Raw genomic sequence first — 15,923 nt, 5'->3', positions numbered from 1 at the left:
TTCATGGGTGTGTGATACCGCGGGTATGCAGTTGCGGACCGCGCTGGCGGCGGCGGTCGTCGTCGTGGCGCTCGCCGGGACGGCGGTGTTCGGTTTCAGCGCCGTCGCCGATTCGGGCGGGACGCTCTCCGAGCGGTGGGTGAGCAACACCACCAGTGCCACGCAGTCAAACCATCACGCACCGGCTGTCGGACGGGTCGGCGGCTCCAGCCTGGTTTTCGCCCCGGTCAGCGGCGAGTTCGAGACCGACCAGTGTGCGCTGGTCGCACAGAACGCTTCTGATGGGTCGTCACGCTGGCAGGAGCCGATTCCGTCGGCGAACTGTACGATTCACGCGGTCGCCGATCCGACGCTCGCGGACTTCGTCGGCGACGACACGAAGGAGGTCATCGCGACCTCGACCGAGCAGGAAGTCGCCGCGTATCGGCCACGAACCGGCGAGCAGGTCTTTCAGTACGACCTCACCGACTACGGCTACACACAGCCCGTGGTCGCCGATCTGACTGGCGATGGAGGGAACGAACTCGTCGTGGTCGACGTGCAGGGAACCGTGTTCGTGCTCCGACCCAACGGAACGGCCGTTTGGACGGAGACTCTCTCCTCGTACACGTGGGGACAGCCGGCGGTCGAGGATTTCGATGCGGACAGTCAAAGAGAGGTCGTCGTCGGTACCAGCAGCGGGCAGCTCGTGCTGTTCGATCACAAAGGGACGAAGGCGTGGAACCGAACGCGGCCGTTCGAGTCGTCGATCACGTGGATGACGACCGGACAGGCCGACGACGACCGGGCGACGGAGATCGTGACGGCCACCGTCGACGGGCGAGTCACGGCGATCGACGGGGAACGCGGTGCGGTACAGTGGCAGCGTGATTTCGGCGAGTTCGCGGCAGTTCACACGCTCAGAGACGGCGATGGTGACGGCGACCCCGAGGTGTACGCGGTCGCCAAGGACGGCAAAATCAGGAGCCTCAACGCGAGCGACGGGAGCACCGAGTGGACGACGACGCTGACGACCGAATCGGTGCAGATGATGCCCCCGCCGGTCATGGGCGACGTCGATACCGACACGGACCCGGAGCTGGTCGCCGCGACGAACGACGGGATCGTCTCGGTCGTCGACCCACGATCGGGTGACGTCCTGGCGTCCTACGAACGGGGCGTGCCGATCTACGTTCATCCGACGGTCGCCGACACCGACGGTGACGGAACTGCCGAGGTGTACGCCATCTACGGCGACGGCCGCGTCGTTGCGCTCTCGTATACTGAATGACGAACTAGGGGTTCAGTGGGTTCTTCCGGGATATATCGGCGGATCGAGCGCCGCCCGACTCAGCGGTCGGCGGACACGGGCGCGTCTCGGGGTGGACGAGCCGACAGTTCGCCCTGCGAGAGTCCCGCAACGCTGTTGGGCCCGTCGGAGCTCGTGGCGAGGTCGACGATGACCTCGGTGAGATTCACCGTTCGATCGATGTAGTCGTCGCGTTTGTCCGCCCACTCCGCGGATATCGATTCGTCGTCGAGCAGCGAGCACGCACGTTCGAGTGCGGGTTCGAACGCGCCGATGTTGTAGATCAGTCCCTCGCGCTCGAGTTCGATGAAGTTGCCCATGTCCGAGTCGCCGACGAAGGAGTTCGATCGGATCGCCGGCGTCCCGAGCAGCGCGGCCTCGGTCACCATCGTCTGGGTGTCGGCGACCAGTAGGTGGGCCTCGGCAAGCGCGTCGTGGAGGAGTCCGGGATGGAGATCGAACGGCCGTGCGTCGAGCGCGTCGAACGCCATCGCGTCGCTCTCGTCGGAGACGAACACGGTGGCGCGCTCGGCGAGCTGCTCGACGAGCTCGCGACGTTCGGGAGGACTGATCCCGGAGTGGTTGACGTCGTGATGCGAGCCGAACGCGTTGAACCGGCAGATGACGTATTTCTCGTCCGGTTCGACACCGAGCTGCTCGCGGATGTCGTCGCGAGCCGAGAAGACATCGGGATGGAGGTACGCCGATTCCTTGAACCCTCGAAAGCGGTAGTGTTTGGGACCGAGATCCTTCCCGAAGGCGTGTGGGGTGAGGATGCTCGTGGCGAACGGCCGCGAGACGGCGTGGTCCAGCGAGGTCGGCTCGGAATCGAGGATCAGCGTGACCGGCGTGCGCGAGATCGCTCCGGCGTGGGCGGCGTACGCGCCCATCCCGAAGATCCGATCGGGATCGTACTGCCGGGTGTAGCGGAGAATCGAGTAGTAGTGGCGCGGGAGCTGGCGCACCAGCGACCACTTCGTGGTTTCGAGGTGGCCGTAACACCGGTAGGGAAGCCCGTGGTATTCGAGCAGTTCCGTCGTACAGCCGTAGTCCCGGGCGAGCACGAGAACATCGTGTCCTCGGTCGTCGAGTGCCGCCGCAGCGTGTTTATACAGATGAACGTGAGCAGGGGTGTTCGTAAAAAACAGATATCTCATGTGTCCCTGCCGACGCGAACGAACTCGTCCCTGGTAAACACACCGGTCCGGTTCGGTACGACGATCCGGATCGAGGGCGAAATCGGTGACACGCGCAGTATCGAGGAGGAGGTGGGATTCGTGAGCGGGCCGATCGTCGGCCAACCATCGAGACGCCGCGTCCGAGTATGCGAAGAATAACAAAGCCGCTCTACGGAGAGGTTTCCGAAAGGACGGTTTCGTCGCGACCACGGTCCGTTCGGGACGAGTGGTGTGGCGACGAAACGAGTCTGTAACCGACACGAACGCATGATACGGAAATTTGCTACGATAGCAGTGATCGCGGTGGTAGTGGTATCGGCGGTTGGCGGCGTTGCGCTCCTCGGTGGCTCCGCGGCCGCTTATGAGGGGAACGCGGCGTCGACGTACCCGCTGACGCCGGGCACGAGCACGCTCGGAACGGCGCTGTACGCGGTCAAGCCGGACGACGCCGCCGCCGAGAACGGGATCGACACGATCACGCTCGACGTCGGCAGCGAGGCCAGCGTCGCGAACGTGACCAGCGATGACGTCGAGGTCGCGATCCGCGGCGGTACGCTGTTCCAGATCGAGAACGTCAACGTCTCGTCGAGCGAGGACGGCAGCCAGCTCGAAATCACGCTCCCGCGAACCATCCAGCCTCAGATCGGGTCGGGAGCGGGCGCAGGTGCGGAGGTCGCGGTCAAGTTCCGCAACTTCACGACACCGAGCGAGCCGGGCACCTACTCCATCGACGGAACCGTCACGACGCCCGACGGCGAAACCGACGGCCCAGCGTCGGTCTCGTACTCGGTGAGCCAGCCCGAACTCTCCGTCCCGGATCAGGACCTCTCGCAGTTCAGCGAGAGCCAGCAGCTCAACCTCACGGCGTCGGTCCCGGGCGGTGGGTACGTCGGGGTGTTCACCACGACTGACGACGGCTCCCGCGGCCAGCTCGTCGGGGCGACCAACGTCTCGACCAGCCCGCAGCCGGCGAACTACACCATCGACGTGAGCGGCGAAATCTCGTCGAGCCAGAACCTCACTGCGGTCGCGTACACCGAATCCACGGGACTGTCCGTCAGCATTCGTCAGAACCAGACGTTCGATCCCGCGGAGGACGATCCACTCGTGATCGACGGTGAACTCCTGAACGCGACGACCTCGATTTCGACGATCGACGTCGACGGTCGGCTCCAGGCCGGCGGCGAGTACGATCAGGGCGAACGACTCTACTTCGATCAGGGTGAGGCGAGCACGGGCTATCAGATCAGCCGGATCGAGGGCGGCGAGATCGGTCCGTCGGCGACCCAGTTCCAGACCGCCGAGAACGCCACCGCGATCGTCGACACCGCGAACCTCGACGAGAGCCAGTACGCGATCACCCGCGTCGACGACGGCTCGCTCGTGAGCCTCGACAACGACAGCACGACCGGCCCGGGCGACGACAGCTTCCTCGTCACCGGCCAGCAGGCTGGTCCTGCCAACGGAACGAACGGGAGCGCCAACACGACCAACGGAACCACGAACGCAACGGCCACGGAAACCGCCAACACGACGACCGAAAGCGCCAACGCGACGACGGATGCTGACGAAGGGAACGCGACGGCGATGGAAACGTCGACCGAGGCGGCAACCACGACGGCAGCAGCGACGGAGGAGACGAACGCGACCGCTGCCGAAACCGACGCCGGCGAAACGAACGGTAGCGGCCAGGCGACCGAGGAAGGCGGACCGGGCTTCACCGCGATCACCGCGGTGGTGGCAGTGCTCGCGGCTGCGCTGCTCGCGACCCGGCGACGCTGACGCACGCTTCCGTCACCCGAACCGGAACCTATTTTTCGCCACGTTTCGCATCGGGAGAACGAGTATGGTGGGGATAACAAAGCCCTCAACGCGAGAGGTCCCCGCCAACGACCTCTCAGCGCTCGTCCCAAGCAAAATGGGCGACGCCGGGAGACACAGACACCTCACAATGATCCATCTCATCGCTCATCCATGACGAAGGCAGGACGCAGCGCGTTGATGACGGCGATCGTCGTCGTATCGGCAGTCGCAGCCGTCGCGGTCGGCGGTCCCGCGGCGGCTCTCAACGCCGACACGGCTGCACCGTATCCCCACTCGCCGGGAACGAACGTCCAGGAGTTCCCCGTCTCGGTCGTCACCCAGCAAAGCGACGCCGTCGTCCAGAACGGCATGGGATCGATGACGCTCGACTTCGGGGCCGACAACAGCTTCGACGGGAGCGTCTCGAACGTAAGTGGTGAGGACGTCAGCGTGACGATCGTCGGTTCGGACAACCAGCGGACGGTCGGCGCGTTCGAGGTCGCCGAAAGCACGAACGGGGCGGTCGCGCTCAACTTCAGCCAACGAGTACCGGTTGGAGCTGGCGACCGTATCCTCGTCGAAGTCGCCAACATGACCACGCCGACCAGCGACGGCGACTACTCGGTCGGCGTGTCGACCACGACACCGGATGGCACGACCGACGGGCCCGTGTCGGTCGGCTACCGGGTCGAGTCCGCGTCGCTGTCGCTCCCGAACCAGAGCGCCTCCCAGTTCAACGACTCCCAGTCGCTCTCGCTGTCGGGTGTCGTGCCGAACGCCGGCTACATCGGGGTGTTCACGGTGGCCGACAACGGCTCACGCGGCCAGCTCGTCGGCAGCACCGAGCCGATCATCGCACAGTACACCCCGCGGAACTACACCGTATCGCTTGACAGTAACGTCAACGAAAGCCAGCGCCTCGAAGCCGTGGTCTTCTACGAGACTACCGGCGACACCCAGGACGAGCGGCTCAACGGGAGCCTCGATCCGGCCGAGGACGCGGTGGTGACCAACAACGGCGCCCCCGCGAACGCGACCGGGTACGTCACCACGATCGATGCCGATGGCCGAGTTGGGGCCGGTAGCGAATACGACCAGGGCGCACGCCTCTACTTCGATCAGGGAGAGGCGAGCACGGGCTATCAGGTTCAGGGAGTCGAGAACGGCTCGCTCGGCGACGTCGTGACCCAGTTCGAGACGGCGGCCAACGGCTCGTCGGTGATCGCGACGACCGGGTTCGCCGAGGGCCAGTACGCGATCACCCGACTCGACGACGGCTCGGTCGTGAGCCTCGACGACGACAGCACCACCGGTGCACAGGACGACAGCTTCTTCGTCACCGGAACGAGTGGCGCAGCCAACACCACGAACGACACGGCCGCAAACGGCTCCGCCGGGGCGAACGCCACGACGGCGAACGGAACGAACGCGACGGCCGATGGGACGGATGCCACTGGAGACGGAGCGACCGAGGACGCAGCCGAGGCGACGGCCGCCGCCGGTGAAGATGGCGACAACGGAAGCGCCGGCAACGCGACGGGCAACGAGAGCGGTGACGGCGGCAGCGGGGCGTTCGGGCCAGGCTTCGGCCCGGTGGTTGCCGTGATCGCGCTGCTCGCGGCCGCACTGGTCGCCGCGCGCCGTAAACGATAGGCGTTCGCGTCGCGCGACGCGAACCACGACCGATTTTTCGTTGGCGATCGAGAACACCGTATGAGTCAGGCGACGGACCCCACAGGACTCGCGGGAGAGTTGCTCGGCGAGACGCTGCGATACGCACGCGAGCGCGAGTACACCGGCTGGGACTACGGCGACGGAATGAGCAGCCGGCTCCTGCAGACCATCCCGGTCGAGAACAAGTGGCTCAACATCGCGGTTCAGGAGACGATCAAGCGCGCGCCGGTCAACGTCCGGCCGCTGTTTCTGGTCGAGCAGCGCCGGAACTACAAGGGCACCGCGCTGTTCGCGATGGCGAACCTCACCGCTGACCGACTCGGTCTCGGCGAGGGAGTCAAATCCGAGAGCAGCCGCCGGACAGCCGGCGTCGACTACGCGGCGGAGGCGCGCGAGTGCTGTGAGTGGTTGGTCGAGCACCGCACGCCGGGGTACGCGGGGTTCTGTGGCGCACACCGCCACGAGATCCAGCATCTCGACATCAAGGGGCTGCCGGAGTATCCCGACATGGTCTCGACGTCGTACGCGGTCCGGGCGCTGCTCGCCGCGAGCGATGCAGGTCTCGACACCGACTCGGCCGCGGCGTATCCCGCAGTTGTGGAATCGGTCGCGGAGTTCATCGACGAGGATCTGGAGTACGAGGAGATCCCCGATGGCGCGCGGATGAAGTACGTCCCGACGTGGTCGTCGGATCACTACACGCTCAACGCGGTCGCGCTCGGCGGCGTGACGCTGCTCGAACTCGCCGATCGGTTCGACGACCCCATCCACCGCGAGCGCGGCGAGAAACTGCTGGATTACGTGGTCTCGCGCCAGCGCCCGGAGGGCGGGTGGATGTATCGCGATCCGCCGTCGGCGTCACACCTCTCGATGGACAACCACCACAACGGGTTCGTCATCGAATCGCTGCTCCGCCATCGAGAGCTCACCGGCGCGGACCGGTACGCCGACAGCCTCGACGACGGGCTCGCCTTCTATCGCGACGAGCTGTTCGCCCCCGACGGCGCGCCGAACTGGGACGAGTCGAACGCCCATCCCCGCGACATCCACGCCGCCGCCCAGGGGATCATCGTCTTCAGCCGCGCGGGCGCGTTCGACGTCGCCGAGCGGATCCTCGACTGGACCGTCGGGAACCTCTATGTGGGCAACGGCCGGTTTCATTTCCGTCAGGAACGGTTCTACACCAAGCGGATCACCCTGATGCGGTGGTGTGAGGCGTGGATGGCGTACGCGGTGGCGACGTATCTCGATCGTCGTCGGGCGCTCGATACGTAGGGGAACCACCGATCGGTTTCGATAGGTTTGATAAGCATGCTGCGTGAACGGTGTGTATGATGCCGCCGATGCCAGGTAAACGGTACATAACAAAGCACGATGGGGCGGTGCTCGGTGAGTAGATCACCATGATCAGCCCCTCTTGTCTCTCTTCATCTACGACGTGGCCGACTGAAGCTGTTGGCCGTCCCGGATCGTCCGCCGTGGGGGTGGTCGGGTTCCGGCGCGGACCACACGGGAGACCGGGCGGTGACCGATGAACGCGGGTGAAACGGCCGTCACGATCGTGCTCGGGACGCGGCCCGAGATCATCAAGCTCGCGCCCGTGATCGACGCGTGCGAGCGAAGCGACGTCGGCTACAGCGTGATCCACACCGGCCAGCACTACTCCGACGAGCTGGACACGGTCTTTTTCGACCAGCTCGAACTCCCCACGCCGGATCACAACCTCGGGATCGGGTCGGACAGCCACAGCGCCCAGACCGGCGCGATGATCGGCGCGATCGAGGAGGTCCTGCTCGACGAATCGCCCGACGTCGTGCTGGTCCAGGGCGATACCAACTCGGTGCTCGCGGGCTCGGTCGCGGCGAGCAAGCTCGATTGTGAGGTGGGTCACGTCGAGGCCGGCCTCCGGAGTTTCGACCGCAGCATGCCCGAGGAGATCAATCGCGTGTTCGCCGATCACGCCGCCGACCATCTCTTCGCGCCCACCGAGCAGGCGGCCCAGTACCTCCGCGAGGAGGGCATCCCGGTCGAGCGCATCACCGTCACCGGCAACACCATCGTGGACGCGGTCACGCGCTACCGCGATCTCGCCGCCGAGAAGAGTCAGGTACTCGACGCTCACGATCTCACAGCCGGCGAGTTCTGTCTGCTGACCGCCCACCGTGCGGAGAACGTCGACGATGCCGAACGGTTCTCGAGTCTGCTCCGCGGGGTCGCGGAGTTCGCCGCCCGCTCGGAACTCGACGTGATCTACCCGGTCCATCCACGAGCACGCGATCGCATCGACGCGTTCGACATCGACGTACCCGACGAGATCCGGCTCACGGAAGCCCAGGACTTCCTCGATTTCCTCCGACTCGAAAGCACAGCCCAGCTCGTCTTCACTGACTCCGGCGGCGTCCAAGAAGAGGCGTGCATCCTCGGGACGCCGTGTGTCACCCTTCGGGACAACACCGAACGCCCCGAGACGGTCGCGGTCGACGCGAACCGGATCGTTGGCGTCGAGCCCGCCGAGATCGTCGCCGGCGCGCGCGAGGCACTCGACACCTCCACCGACTGGGAGAACCCGTTCGGCGACGGTCGGAGTGCCGAGCGCATTCTCGATGCCGTCGGCCTCGGTCCGGCCGCCTCGGTCGAGGGGGTGACAGGATGAGTTCGGTCTGTGTTCACGGTCTCGGCTACATCGGCCTGCCGACGGCGGCGGTGCTCGCCGAAGCCGGTCACGACGTGTTCGGCTACGATGTCGACGTCGAGCTGCTCGACGCGCTCGAAGCCGGCGAGCTCGACGTCGACGAGCCAGGCCTCGATGACGTCATCGCGAGCGCGCTCGACGGGTCGCTATCGGTGACTCGCGAGGTCGTGCCAGCGGACTACCACCTGATCTGCGTGCCGACGCCGCTGGAGGACGAGCGCGCGGAGCTCTCGTACGTCGAGGCGGCGGGCGAGGCGGTCGCGGCCGAACTCCGGCCGGGCGACACCGTGATCCTCGAATCCACCGTCCCGCCGGGAACGACCGTCGAAGTGCTCGGCCCCGTACTCGAACGCTCCGGGCTCGACGTTGGAGAGTTCTCGCTGGCGTACTCGCCCGAGACGGTGCTTCCGGGCAACGTGATCGCGGAGCTCCACGACAACGACCGCGCGATCGGCGGCGTCGACGCAGCGTCGGTCGAGGCGGCAGTGACGCTGTACGGGTCGTTCGTCGAGGGCGAGCTCCGGACGATGAACGATCCCACGCTCGCGGAGTTCGTCAAGCTCCTCCAGAACACCTATCGGGACGTGAACATCGCGCTGGCGAACGAGGTGGCGACCATCGCCGCCGATTACGACCTCGATTCACGCGAGGCGATCGCACTGGCGAACCACCACCCGCGGGTGAACATCCACCAGCCGGGGCCGGGCGTCGGGGGCCACTGCATCCCGATCGACCCGCTCTTTCTCGGGCAGGGCTCGGATCGGCTCGATCTGATCGAGCGCGCCCGGGCGATCAACGACGGGATGGCGGCGTACGTCACGGACCTGCTCGAAGGCGAACTCGGCTCGATCGCGGACGCGAGCGTGGCGATTTTGGGTGTGGCGTACAAAGGCAACGTCGCCGACGCCCGCGAGAGCCCCGGCCTTCGACTGGCGGAGACCCTCCAGCGACGCGCGCGAGCGACGCAGGCACCGGGTGCGGAGGGAACGGGTGCGACGGACGCCGAGGCTGGTATCGACGTCCGGCTCCACGACCCGCACGTCACCGACAGCCATCTCGCACTGGAGTCGTTACCGGATGCGCTGTCGGGGGCCGATGCGGCCGTGATCGCCACCGACCACGACGAGTACGCCGCACTCGATCCGATCGAGGTCGCAGCACAGCTCGACGGCGACACCGTGATCGACGCGAAAGGAATCCTCGACGTCGCCGCGTGGGAAGCGGCCGGCGTCACCGTCGTCGAACTATGAGCGGAGAGAGTCGCCACGCGAGCGCCGAAACCACCGTACGACCGACTCCGGCGCGGGTGTGGATCGACCTCGTCAGTCCGTCTCACCCGTTCCTCTTCGATGGACTCGTTGGCGGACTGGAGAACGTCTCGGTGACGACCACCGTCCGAGAGAAGACCGAAACCGTCTCGCTAGCCCGCGAGGTCGGCTTCGAGCACCGCGTCGTGGGTCGGGACTTCGACAACGCGTTCGTTCGGAAGTTCGGCATCCCCCTCCGTACGATGCAGCTCGCGGTGAGCGCGCCCGAGTGTGACGTCTCGCTGTCGGCGCGCAACGCGATGTGCGTGCTCGCCTCGCGAGCGCGGGGCACCCCTTCGATCCACTTCACCGACAACGACATCACCGCCCACGTCGACGGGCTGTGGATCGAGGAGCTCTACAACCGCTTCGAGGCCGCCGCGACACACAACGTGGTGCCGCGCGCGTTCGCGGCCGAGGAGCTGACCCGATGGGGGGCTGATCCCGACTCGATCCACACCTACGATGGCTACAAAGAGGACGTCTACGTCGCCGGGTTCGATCCCGATCCCACCTTCCTCGACGGGTTGCCGTTTTCGAGCGGCGAGTACATCGTGGTTCGACCGGAGGCGCTGACGGCAGCGTACGTCGACGCCGACTCGATCGTCCCCGACCTCCTTGCCGAGGCGAGCGAACGCGACATCGGCGTCGTCTACCTCCCACGTGGGCGCGGTGACGAGAGCTACGCCCGCGAGTACGCGGATGACGCGGTGTACGTGCCGGACGGCGCGGTGAACGGGCTCCAGCTCGCGTGGCACGCACGCTGTGTGCTCACCGGTTCGGGAACGATGTCCCGTGAGGCGGCATGTATGGAGAAACCCGCCGTCTCCTTTTTCCCGAACACGCTGCTCTCGGTCGATCAGGAACTCGTGGCCGACGGCCGGATCTTCCACTCACGGGACGCCGAGACCATCATCGAGCACATCGCAGGGCTCGATCCGAGCGACGTCGAACCGGATCGCGAGCGCGCACGCACAGTGAGAGACGAAGTGGTCGAACTGACGAACGAACTGATCCGGAGCGTTCGACAATGACCGGCGACGAATCGAGTCTTCCAGAGCCGTACGACGTCTGTACGACCGCGCTCGACTGGGCGCGCGAACGCGAGTACGCCGGCTGGGATCCGTATGACGGGTTGAACAGCCCCTACGCGGGACCGTTCGAGAATCACTGGTTCACGCGGCTCGTGTGGATGCACGGAGTGAACTCGTTCCCGGCGACGCTCCACCGACACCTATCGATCCCCGAGGAGCGCAACCCGAAGGGGATCGCGCTGTTCGCGCTCGCCCATCTCGAACTCCACGAGGCGACCGGAAAGGACGATCATCTCGACCGAGCCGAGCGGCTGCTCGACTGGCTCGACGAGTATCGATCCCCCGTGTACGAGACCGCGTGCTGGGGGTACAACTTCGACTGGCAGAACGCGCGGAAGTTCTTCCTGCCCGCCTATCACCCGTCGGTGGTCGTCACGGTTTTCGCCGCCCAAGCGTTCGTGCGCCATCACCGTCTCACTGGCGACGAGCACTCGCTCGCGGTCGCCGAGGAGGCCTGTGAGTTCATCCGGACCGAGATCAACACCCGGACGATCGACGGCCACGAGGCGTACACCTACACCACCGACGACGAGTTCGTGGTCATCAACGTCAACGCGCTCGCCGCGCGGCTGTTCGCGCTGGTTGCGGCCGAAACGGACGACACCGATCTGATGGCACGGGCCGACGAACTCATCGCGTTCGTGCTCTCGGCCCAGGAGGAAAGCGGCGCGTGGCACTACTCGATGCCGGCCGACGGCTCGCCGATCAGCCACGACAACTTCCACACCGGGTTCGTGCTCGAATCGCTCCGGGAGTACCTCGATGCGGGTGGCGAGGTCTCGGGCACCGAAGCCGCCTACGAGCGCGGGCTCGGGTTCTACCGCGAGCACCTGTTCGAGCCCGACGGCGCGCCGAAGTTCGAACACGATCAGTCCTATCCGCGCGACGCCCACGCCGCCGCCCAGTCGATCCTGACCTTTGTCCGTGACGGCCGCGAGACGAACCTCGCGATGGCCGAGAAGGTGCTCGGCTGGACAGTTGAGCATCTCTTCGACGAAGAAGGGTACTTTTACCGCCAACAGGGACGCTTCCTCGACGACACGACGCCGTACATGCGGTGGAGTCAGGCGTGGATGTGCTATGCGATGGCCGCGATAGTGCGCCGCCGAAGCGAGACCGACCGGCCATAGAGGACCAACCGGCCGTAGGGAGAACGGATCGAGCGGTCGAAATACCTCTTATTCGCGGAGCTGGAACGATTCGCGCTCGTAGACGTCGACCGCGTCGCTGGTGGAATCGTCTTTGGGGACGTAGCCGTACGCCTCCCAGTTGTCGTCGGGATAGACGTGGAGTGATCGGCTGCGAACGGGGCTGTAGACGGCGTGGATCTCGTTTTCGCGCGGATCGACTACGGCAGCCTCGCCGGGATCGGCGGTCGTGGTTTCGATCACGTCGAACGTGTACTCGTTCTCGCCGACGGTCGTCGCCGAGAGATCCGAGAGCACGAGCTGTCCCTCGACGAGCACCTCGAAACACGGGCGTCCGTGGTGTTCGTGCGGCATCAGTGCGTACTCCGGTGGCCACTCCATATATCGAACGACGTGGCCGTCGGGATCGCCGATGACTTTCTCGCGGGTGTAGCCACCTTGGTCTGCGTGTGCGGTCGAGACGCCGTCGAAAAACCCCGGCTCGGCGATCGCGTTTTTCACTATATCGGGGCCCTCCTCGACGAACGCTTCGTCGCCCCGCTCCAACAGCTCCCCGAGTTCGTCGTACATCCTGCGCACGGTCGGATTCGGGTCCGCGTCGACTGTCCGACTCATCACGTCTCGAACGTCGTCACACAGCCATCTTAACCGTTGCCCTCCGACGTCAGAGATAGTAGCAATTATATCCGCATTCTGCGTGGCGTCGCGGGTTCGGCGGCCGGTCAACGAGTCGGTCCGCCCCGTTCGATCAGTCGACGAGGTAGCCGAGATCCGAGAGTTGCTGTTTCATCGCGTCGCTGAACTCTCCCTCACGGCTCTCGGTGGAGGCCGGCTGGCCGTCGGTGTCGAGCACCTCGTCGAGCGTCTCGTCGAGGCGCTCCTCGATGTCGGGATGGTCGTCCGCAACGTCGGTGGTCTCGTCGGGGAGGGCGAACAGCTCGCCGCGGTCGTCGCTGCGCTGGTATTTGAACTCGCCCGTGCGGAGCGCGCTGAGCGTCGCGGTGTGGTACGGCGACGGATCGAAGTCGGGGTTCAGCTCCGCGAACCGATCGAGGTTCTTGCAAGCGCGCTTCGCGCCGCGCTGGGTCAGGCTGTGCTCGCGGGTTTCCTCGCCGAGATCGACCCCATGAAGGCCCTCGGTTCGCGCGCCAGCGCTTTCGAGTAGCGTCCGCATGACGTCCGCGTGCTGGACGGTCTCGCCGTCGTGGTCGGCGATCGCGTCGGCCCCGTGAACCACCAATGGCACGTGCGAAACGGCGTCGTCGGTGACGACGAGATGGGCGAGCATCCCGTGCTCACCGAACAGCTCGCCGTGATCGGCGGTGATCACGAACACCGTATCGTCGAGATCGAGGCGGTTCGCGTAGTCGAACAGATCGCCGACGAGATCGTCGGTGTGGGCGATCTCGGCGTCGTAGAGCGCGTGGAGCGCGTCCCACTCGTCCGGCGAGAACGGAGTGCCGTCCGCGATGAGCTGGTGGAGGTTGTCGTGGTGGTAGAGCCCGAGCTTTCGCGCTCGGTCGGTGTCCATCTCGAAATCCTCGGCGTACCGGTCGAGATAGCGCTGTGGTGGGTGGTAGGGATGATGAGGGTCGCCGTAGTGCGCGTAGAGGAAGAACGGCTCGTCGTTCCCGGCGTAGTCGTCGAGCCGGCGCTTCGCGATCTCGTTCATCAGAAAGCCCGTGCCGTGACGCCGCGTGTCGGTCGTGAAGCCGGGACCGTGTCGCCGGCAGTTGAGCAGGTACTTCGCGAGGATACGAGGGCCGGCAGCCTCTAACAGCGTGTCCGCGCTCAGCCACGTGAACTCCTCGAACCCGCGGTCGAGGTCGGTCGCCGAGCTCAGGTGGGAGTTCGGCGAGAGACACGAGGTGTGATACCCCTGCTCGGTGAGGCGTTCGGGGATCGTGTCGAGCTCCTCGGGGATCACGTCGTTTTCCATCCCCGCGCCGTGGTGAGTGGGGACGGTGCCAGTGAGAATCGACGCACTCGATGTGAGCGTCCAGACGCCGTGGGTGTGGCAGTCCTCGAACGCACGACCGTCGCCCATCCCGGCGATTCGCGCGAGGTTCGGGGTGGTGTCGCGCGAGTAGCCGTCGAGCGAGGTGTGATCCATTCGCGTGCTCTCGAGCGTGATCCAGACGATGTTCGGCCGGTCCATGATGGGTATGCTACCCGCCAACCCGGTTTAGTCGTCACGATCCGCCGGTTTGCCACATCCGCCCGCTCGCCACAGCCCGCCCGTTCGTCACGACCCAGCCACGCGCCACATTCGACCGTTGAACCGATGCAATCAGCCGATCGACCCCGCGCGGGCTGAAGTCGATGGGAATAAAGGGAGTGCGGACGGTAGAGAAAGCACCAACTGCCCGCATCGAGCGGCCCTCCTACAGATGAGCACGCTTACCACATCCGACACGCCGGCCTACCGGGGGCAGAAGATCGCCCTCGTCGTCGGCTATCTCGCGCTCGCCGGTGCCGTGCTGTACGCCTACGGCGCGCCGGCCGAGGGGTACGAGATTTCGATCTACACCACCGCCACCCCGATCGGGTTCTGGCTCGGCTTCGCGGTCGCGATCACGATCGCGATCGCCGTCACGCTGTACGCGCCCGAGGGGTATCTCAGCCTCGGCGGGCTCGCGCTCGGCGGTGGTGCAGTGCTCGCACTCGCCGGACTGCCGATCATCCGGAACTACTTCTTCTACGGCACCGGCGACGCGATGACACACCTCGGCTGGACGAAGGACCTCTTCGAGGGCGTGCTGAGCGCGTTCGGACTGTTCTATCCCGGGATCCACACCACCTCGTTGTTCATGAAGGGCGTAGTCGGGACGACGATCCCACGCTCGATGTTGCTGGTGGTGCTCGCGTACATCCTCTCTTTCGTCGTGTTCATCCCGCTGTGCGTGCGCTCGATGACCAGCCACCGCGGTGCAATGCTGCTCAGTGGGCTCGCAGCCTTTCTCCTCCTCCCGATCAACCACCTCGGGATGAACTACATGACGCCCCACCCGATCACCGACGCCGTGCTGTTGAGTCCGGTCGTGATCTACTTCCTGATCAACTATCTCACCAGTCCGGCCGACGTCTTCGAGAGCCGATACCCCGTGCCGGCGCTCACGGCGCTGTTCGCGGTGGTGCTGGGCGCGTCGGTGCTGTATCACCCACAGCAGGCCGCGAATCTCATCATCCTGTTCATCACGATCTCCGGCGTTCAGTTCATCTACCGATCGATGCGCCCGGACAGTCGGATCGCCGGTCACAAAACCCTCTACGGACCGACGATGTTCGTCATCGGGTCGTTCATGCTCTGGTCGGTCGGACGAGGGCGCTACGAGAACTCCGTCGACGCGGTGTTGCGCGAGCTGTTGAGCTTCCTGACCGGCGGTGCAAGCGCGGGTGCGGCAGTCGCCAGTCGAGGGAACTCGCTGACCGCGATCGGGGCGGGCATCGTCGAGGTGTTCCTGAAACTGTTCTCGGTCAGCGCGATCTTCGCGGCGCTCGCCGGTCTACTGATGCTCACGAGCCTCGCCGGCCGGCTCCGGGACACCCCCGACACCGCCGCGCTGGTGAAGTACTTCACCGTCGGTCTCGTCGTCCTGATCCCCTACTCGTTCGTCTTCTTCGTCGGGAGCGTCTCGAAGCTGTTCTTCCGGAACGTCGGGCTCATCATGGTGTTCTCGACGATCCTCGGGTCGATCGCGCTCTATCGGTACGTCTCCGGGCTCTCGGAGTTCGCTCC

Annotated in this window: 12 protein-coding genes; 9 read left to right on the top strand and 3 right to left on the bottom strand. The window is 65.7% G+C overall.

The window, feature by feature from the left end; translation table 11 throughout:
* Positions 1 to 25 precede the first annotated feature (25 nt).
* The gene (locus C450_RS14490; RefSeq protein WP_005044626.1) at positions 26 to 1,270 is read left to right on the top strand and encodes an outer membrane protein assembly factor BamB family protein; all 1,245 of its coding nucleotides are present in this window, start codon (positions 26 to 28) and stop codon (positions 1,268 to 1,270) included.
* A gap of 59 nt (positions 1,271 to 1,329) precedes the next feature.
* Here the strand turns inward: C450_RS14490 and C450_RS14485 are convergent, their stop codons facing one another.
* Positions 1,330 to 2,445, bottom strand: coding sequence for a DUF354 domain-containing protein (locus tag C450_RS14485; RefSeq protein WP_049910268.1), 1,116 nt, complete (start codon positions 2,443 to 2,445; stop codon positions 1,330 to 1,332).
* Between the two features lie 288 nt (positions 2,446 to 2,733).
* Here C450_RS14485 and C450_RS14480 point away from each other — a divergent pair, with 288 nt between their 5' ends.
* The 7 genes from C450_RS14480 (at position 2,734) to C450_RS14450 (ending at position 12,166) form a co-directional block, all read left to right on the top strand.
* The gene (locus C450_RS14480) at positions 2,734 to 4,248 is read left to right on the top strand and encodes a PGF-CTERM sorting domain-containing protein (RefSeq protein WP_049910263.1); all 1,515 of its coding nucleotides are present in this window, start codon (positions 2,734 to 2,736) and stop codon (positions 4,246 to 4,248) included.
* A gap of 219 nt (positions 4,249 to 4,467) precedes the next feature.
* Positions 4,468 to 5,922, top strand: coding sequence for a PGF-CTERM sorting domain-containing protein (locus C450_RS14475; RefSeq protein WP_005044623.1), 1,455 nt, complete (start codon positions 4,468 to 4,470; stop codon positions 5,920 to 5,922).
* Positions 5,923 to 5,982: 60 nt separating this feature from the next.
* The gene (locus tag C450_RS14470; protein WP_005044622.1) at positions 5,983 to 7,218 is read left to right on the top strand and encodes a hypothetical protein; all 1,236 of its coding nucleotides are present in this window, start codon (positions 5,983 to 5,985) and stop codon (positions 7,216 to 7,218) included.
* Between the two features lie 256 nt (positions 7,219 to 7,474).
* Complete coding sequence (gene wecB / locus C450_RS14465) at positions 7,475 to 8,596, top strand: non-hydrolyzing UDP-N-acetylglucosamine 2-epimerase (RefSeq protein ID WP_005044620.1); 1,122 nt, start codon at positions 7,475 to 7,477, stop codon at positions 8,594 to 8,596.
* A complete protein-coding gene (locus C450_RS14460) occupies positions 8,593 to 9,885 on the top strand; it encodes a nucleotide sugar dehydrogenase (RefSeq protein ID WP_005044619.1) in 1,293 nt (430 codons plus the stop codon). The genes wecB and C450_RS14460 overlap by 4 nt, the downstream gene beginning before the upstream one ends.
* A complete protein-coding gene (locus C450_RS14455) occupies positions 9,882 to 10,976 on the top strand; it encodes a DUF354 domain-containing protein (RefSeq protein WP_005044618.1) in 1,095 nt (364 codons plus the stop codon). Before C450_RS14460 ends, C450_RS14455 begins: the two co-directional genes overlap by 4 nt.
* Positions 10,973 to 12,166, top strand: coding sequence for a hypothetical protein (locus C450_RS14450; RefSeq protein WP_005044616.1), 1,194 nt, complete (start codon positions 10,973 to 10,975; stop codon positions 12,164 to 12,166). The genes C450_RS14455 and C450_RS14450 overlap by 4 nt, the downstream gene beginning before the upstream one ends.
* Positions 12,167 to 12,214: 48 nt before the next feature.
* Here the strand turns inward: C450_RS14450 and C450_RS14445 are convergent, their stop codons facing one another.
* Positions 12,215 to 12,799, bottom strand: coding sequence for a hypothetical protein (locus C450_RS14445; RefSeq protein WP_005044614.1), 585 nt, complete (start codon positions 12,797 to 12,799; stop codon positions 12,215 to 12,217).
* Positions 12,800 to 12,932: 133 nt separating this feature from the next.
* Positions 12,933 to 14,342: a sulfatase-like hydrolase/transferase gene (locus C450_RS14440; protein ID WP_005044613.1), complete on the bottom strand. Its 1,410-nt coding sequence runs from the start codon at positions 14,340 to 14,342 to the stop codon at positions 12,933 to 12,935.
* A 232-nt stretch (positions 14,343 to 14,574) separates the two neighbouring features.
* Between C450_RS14440 and C450_RS14435 the strand changes: the two genes are divergently transcribed.
* Positions 14,575 to 15,923: hypothetical protein (locus tag C450_RS14435; RefSeq protein ID WP_005044612.1), on the top strand; the 1,349-nt coding region annotated here is incomplete at its 3' end.

It is taken from the genome of Halococcus salifodinae DSM 8989 (assembly GCF_000336935.1).
In the GTDB taxonomy this organism is placed as follows: Archaea; Halobacteriota; Halobacteria; order Halobacteriales; family Halococcaceae; genus Halococcus; species Halococcus salifodinae.
This window is presented reverse-complemented; position numbering and strand designations above follow the sequence as displayed.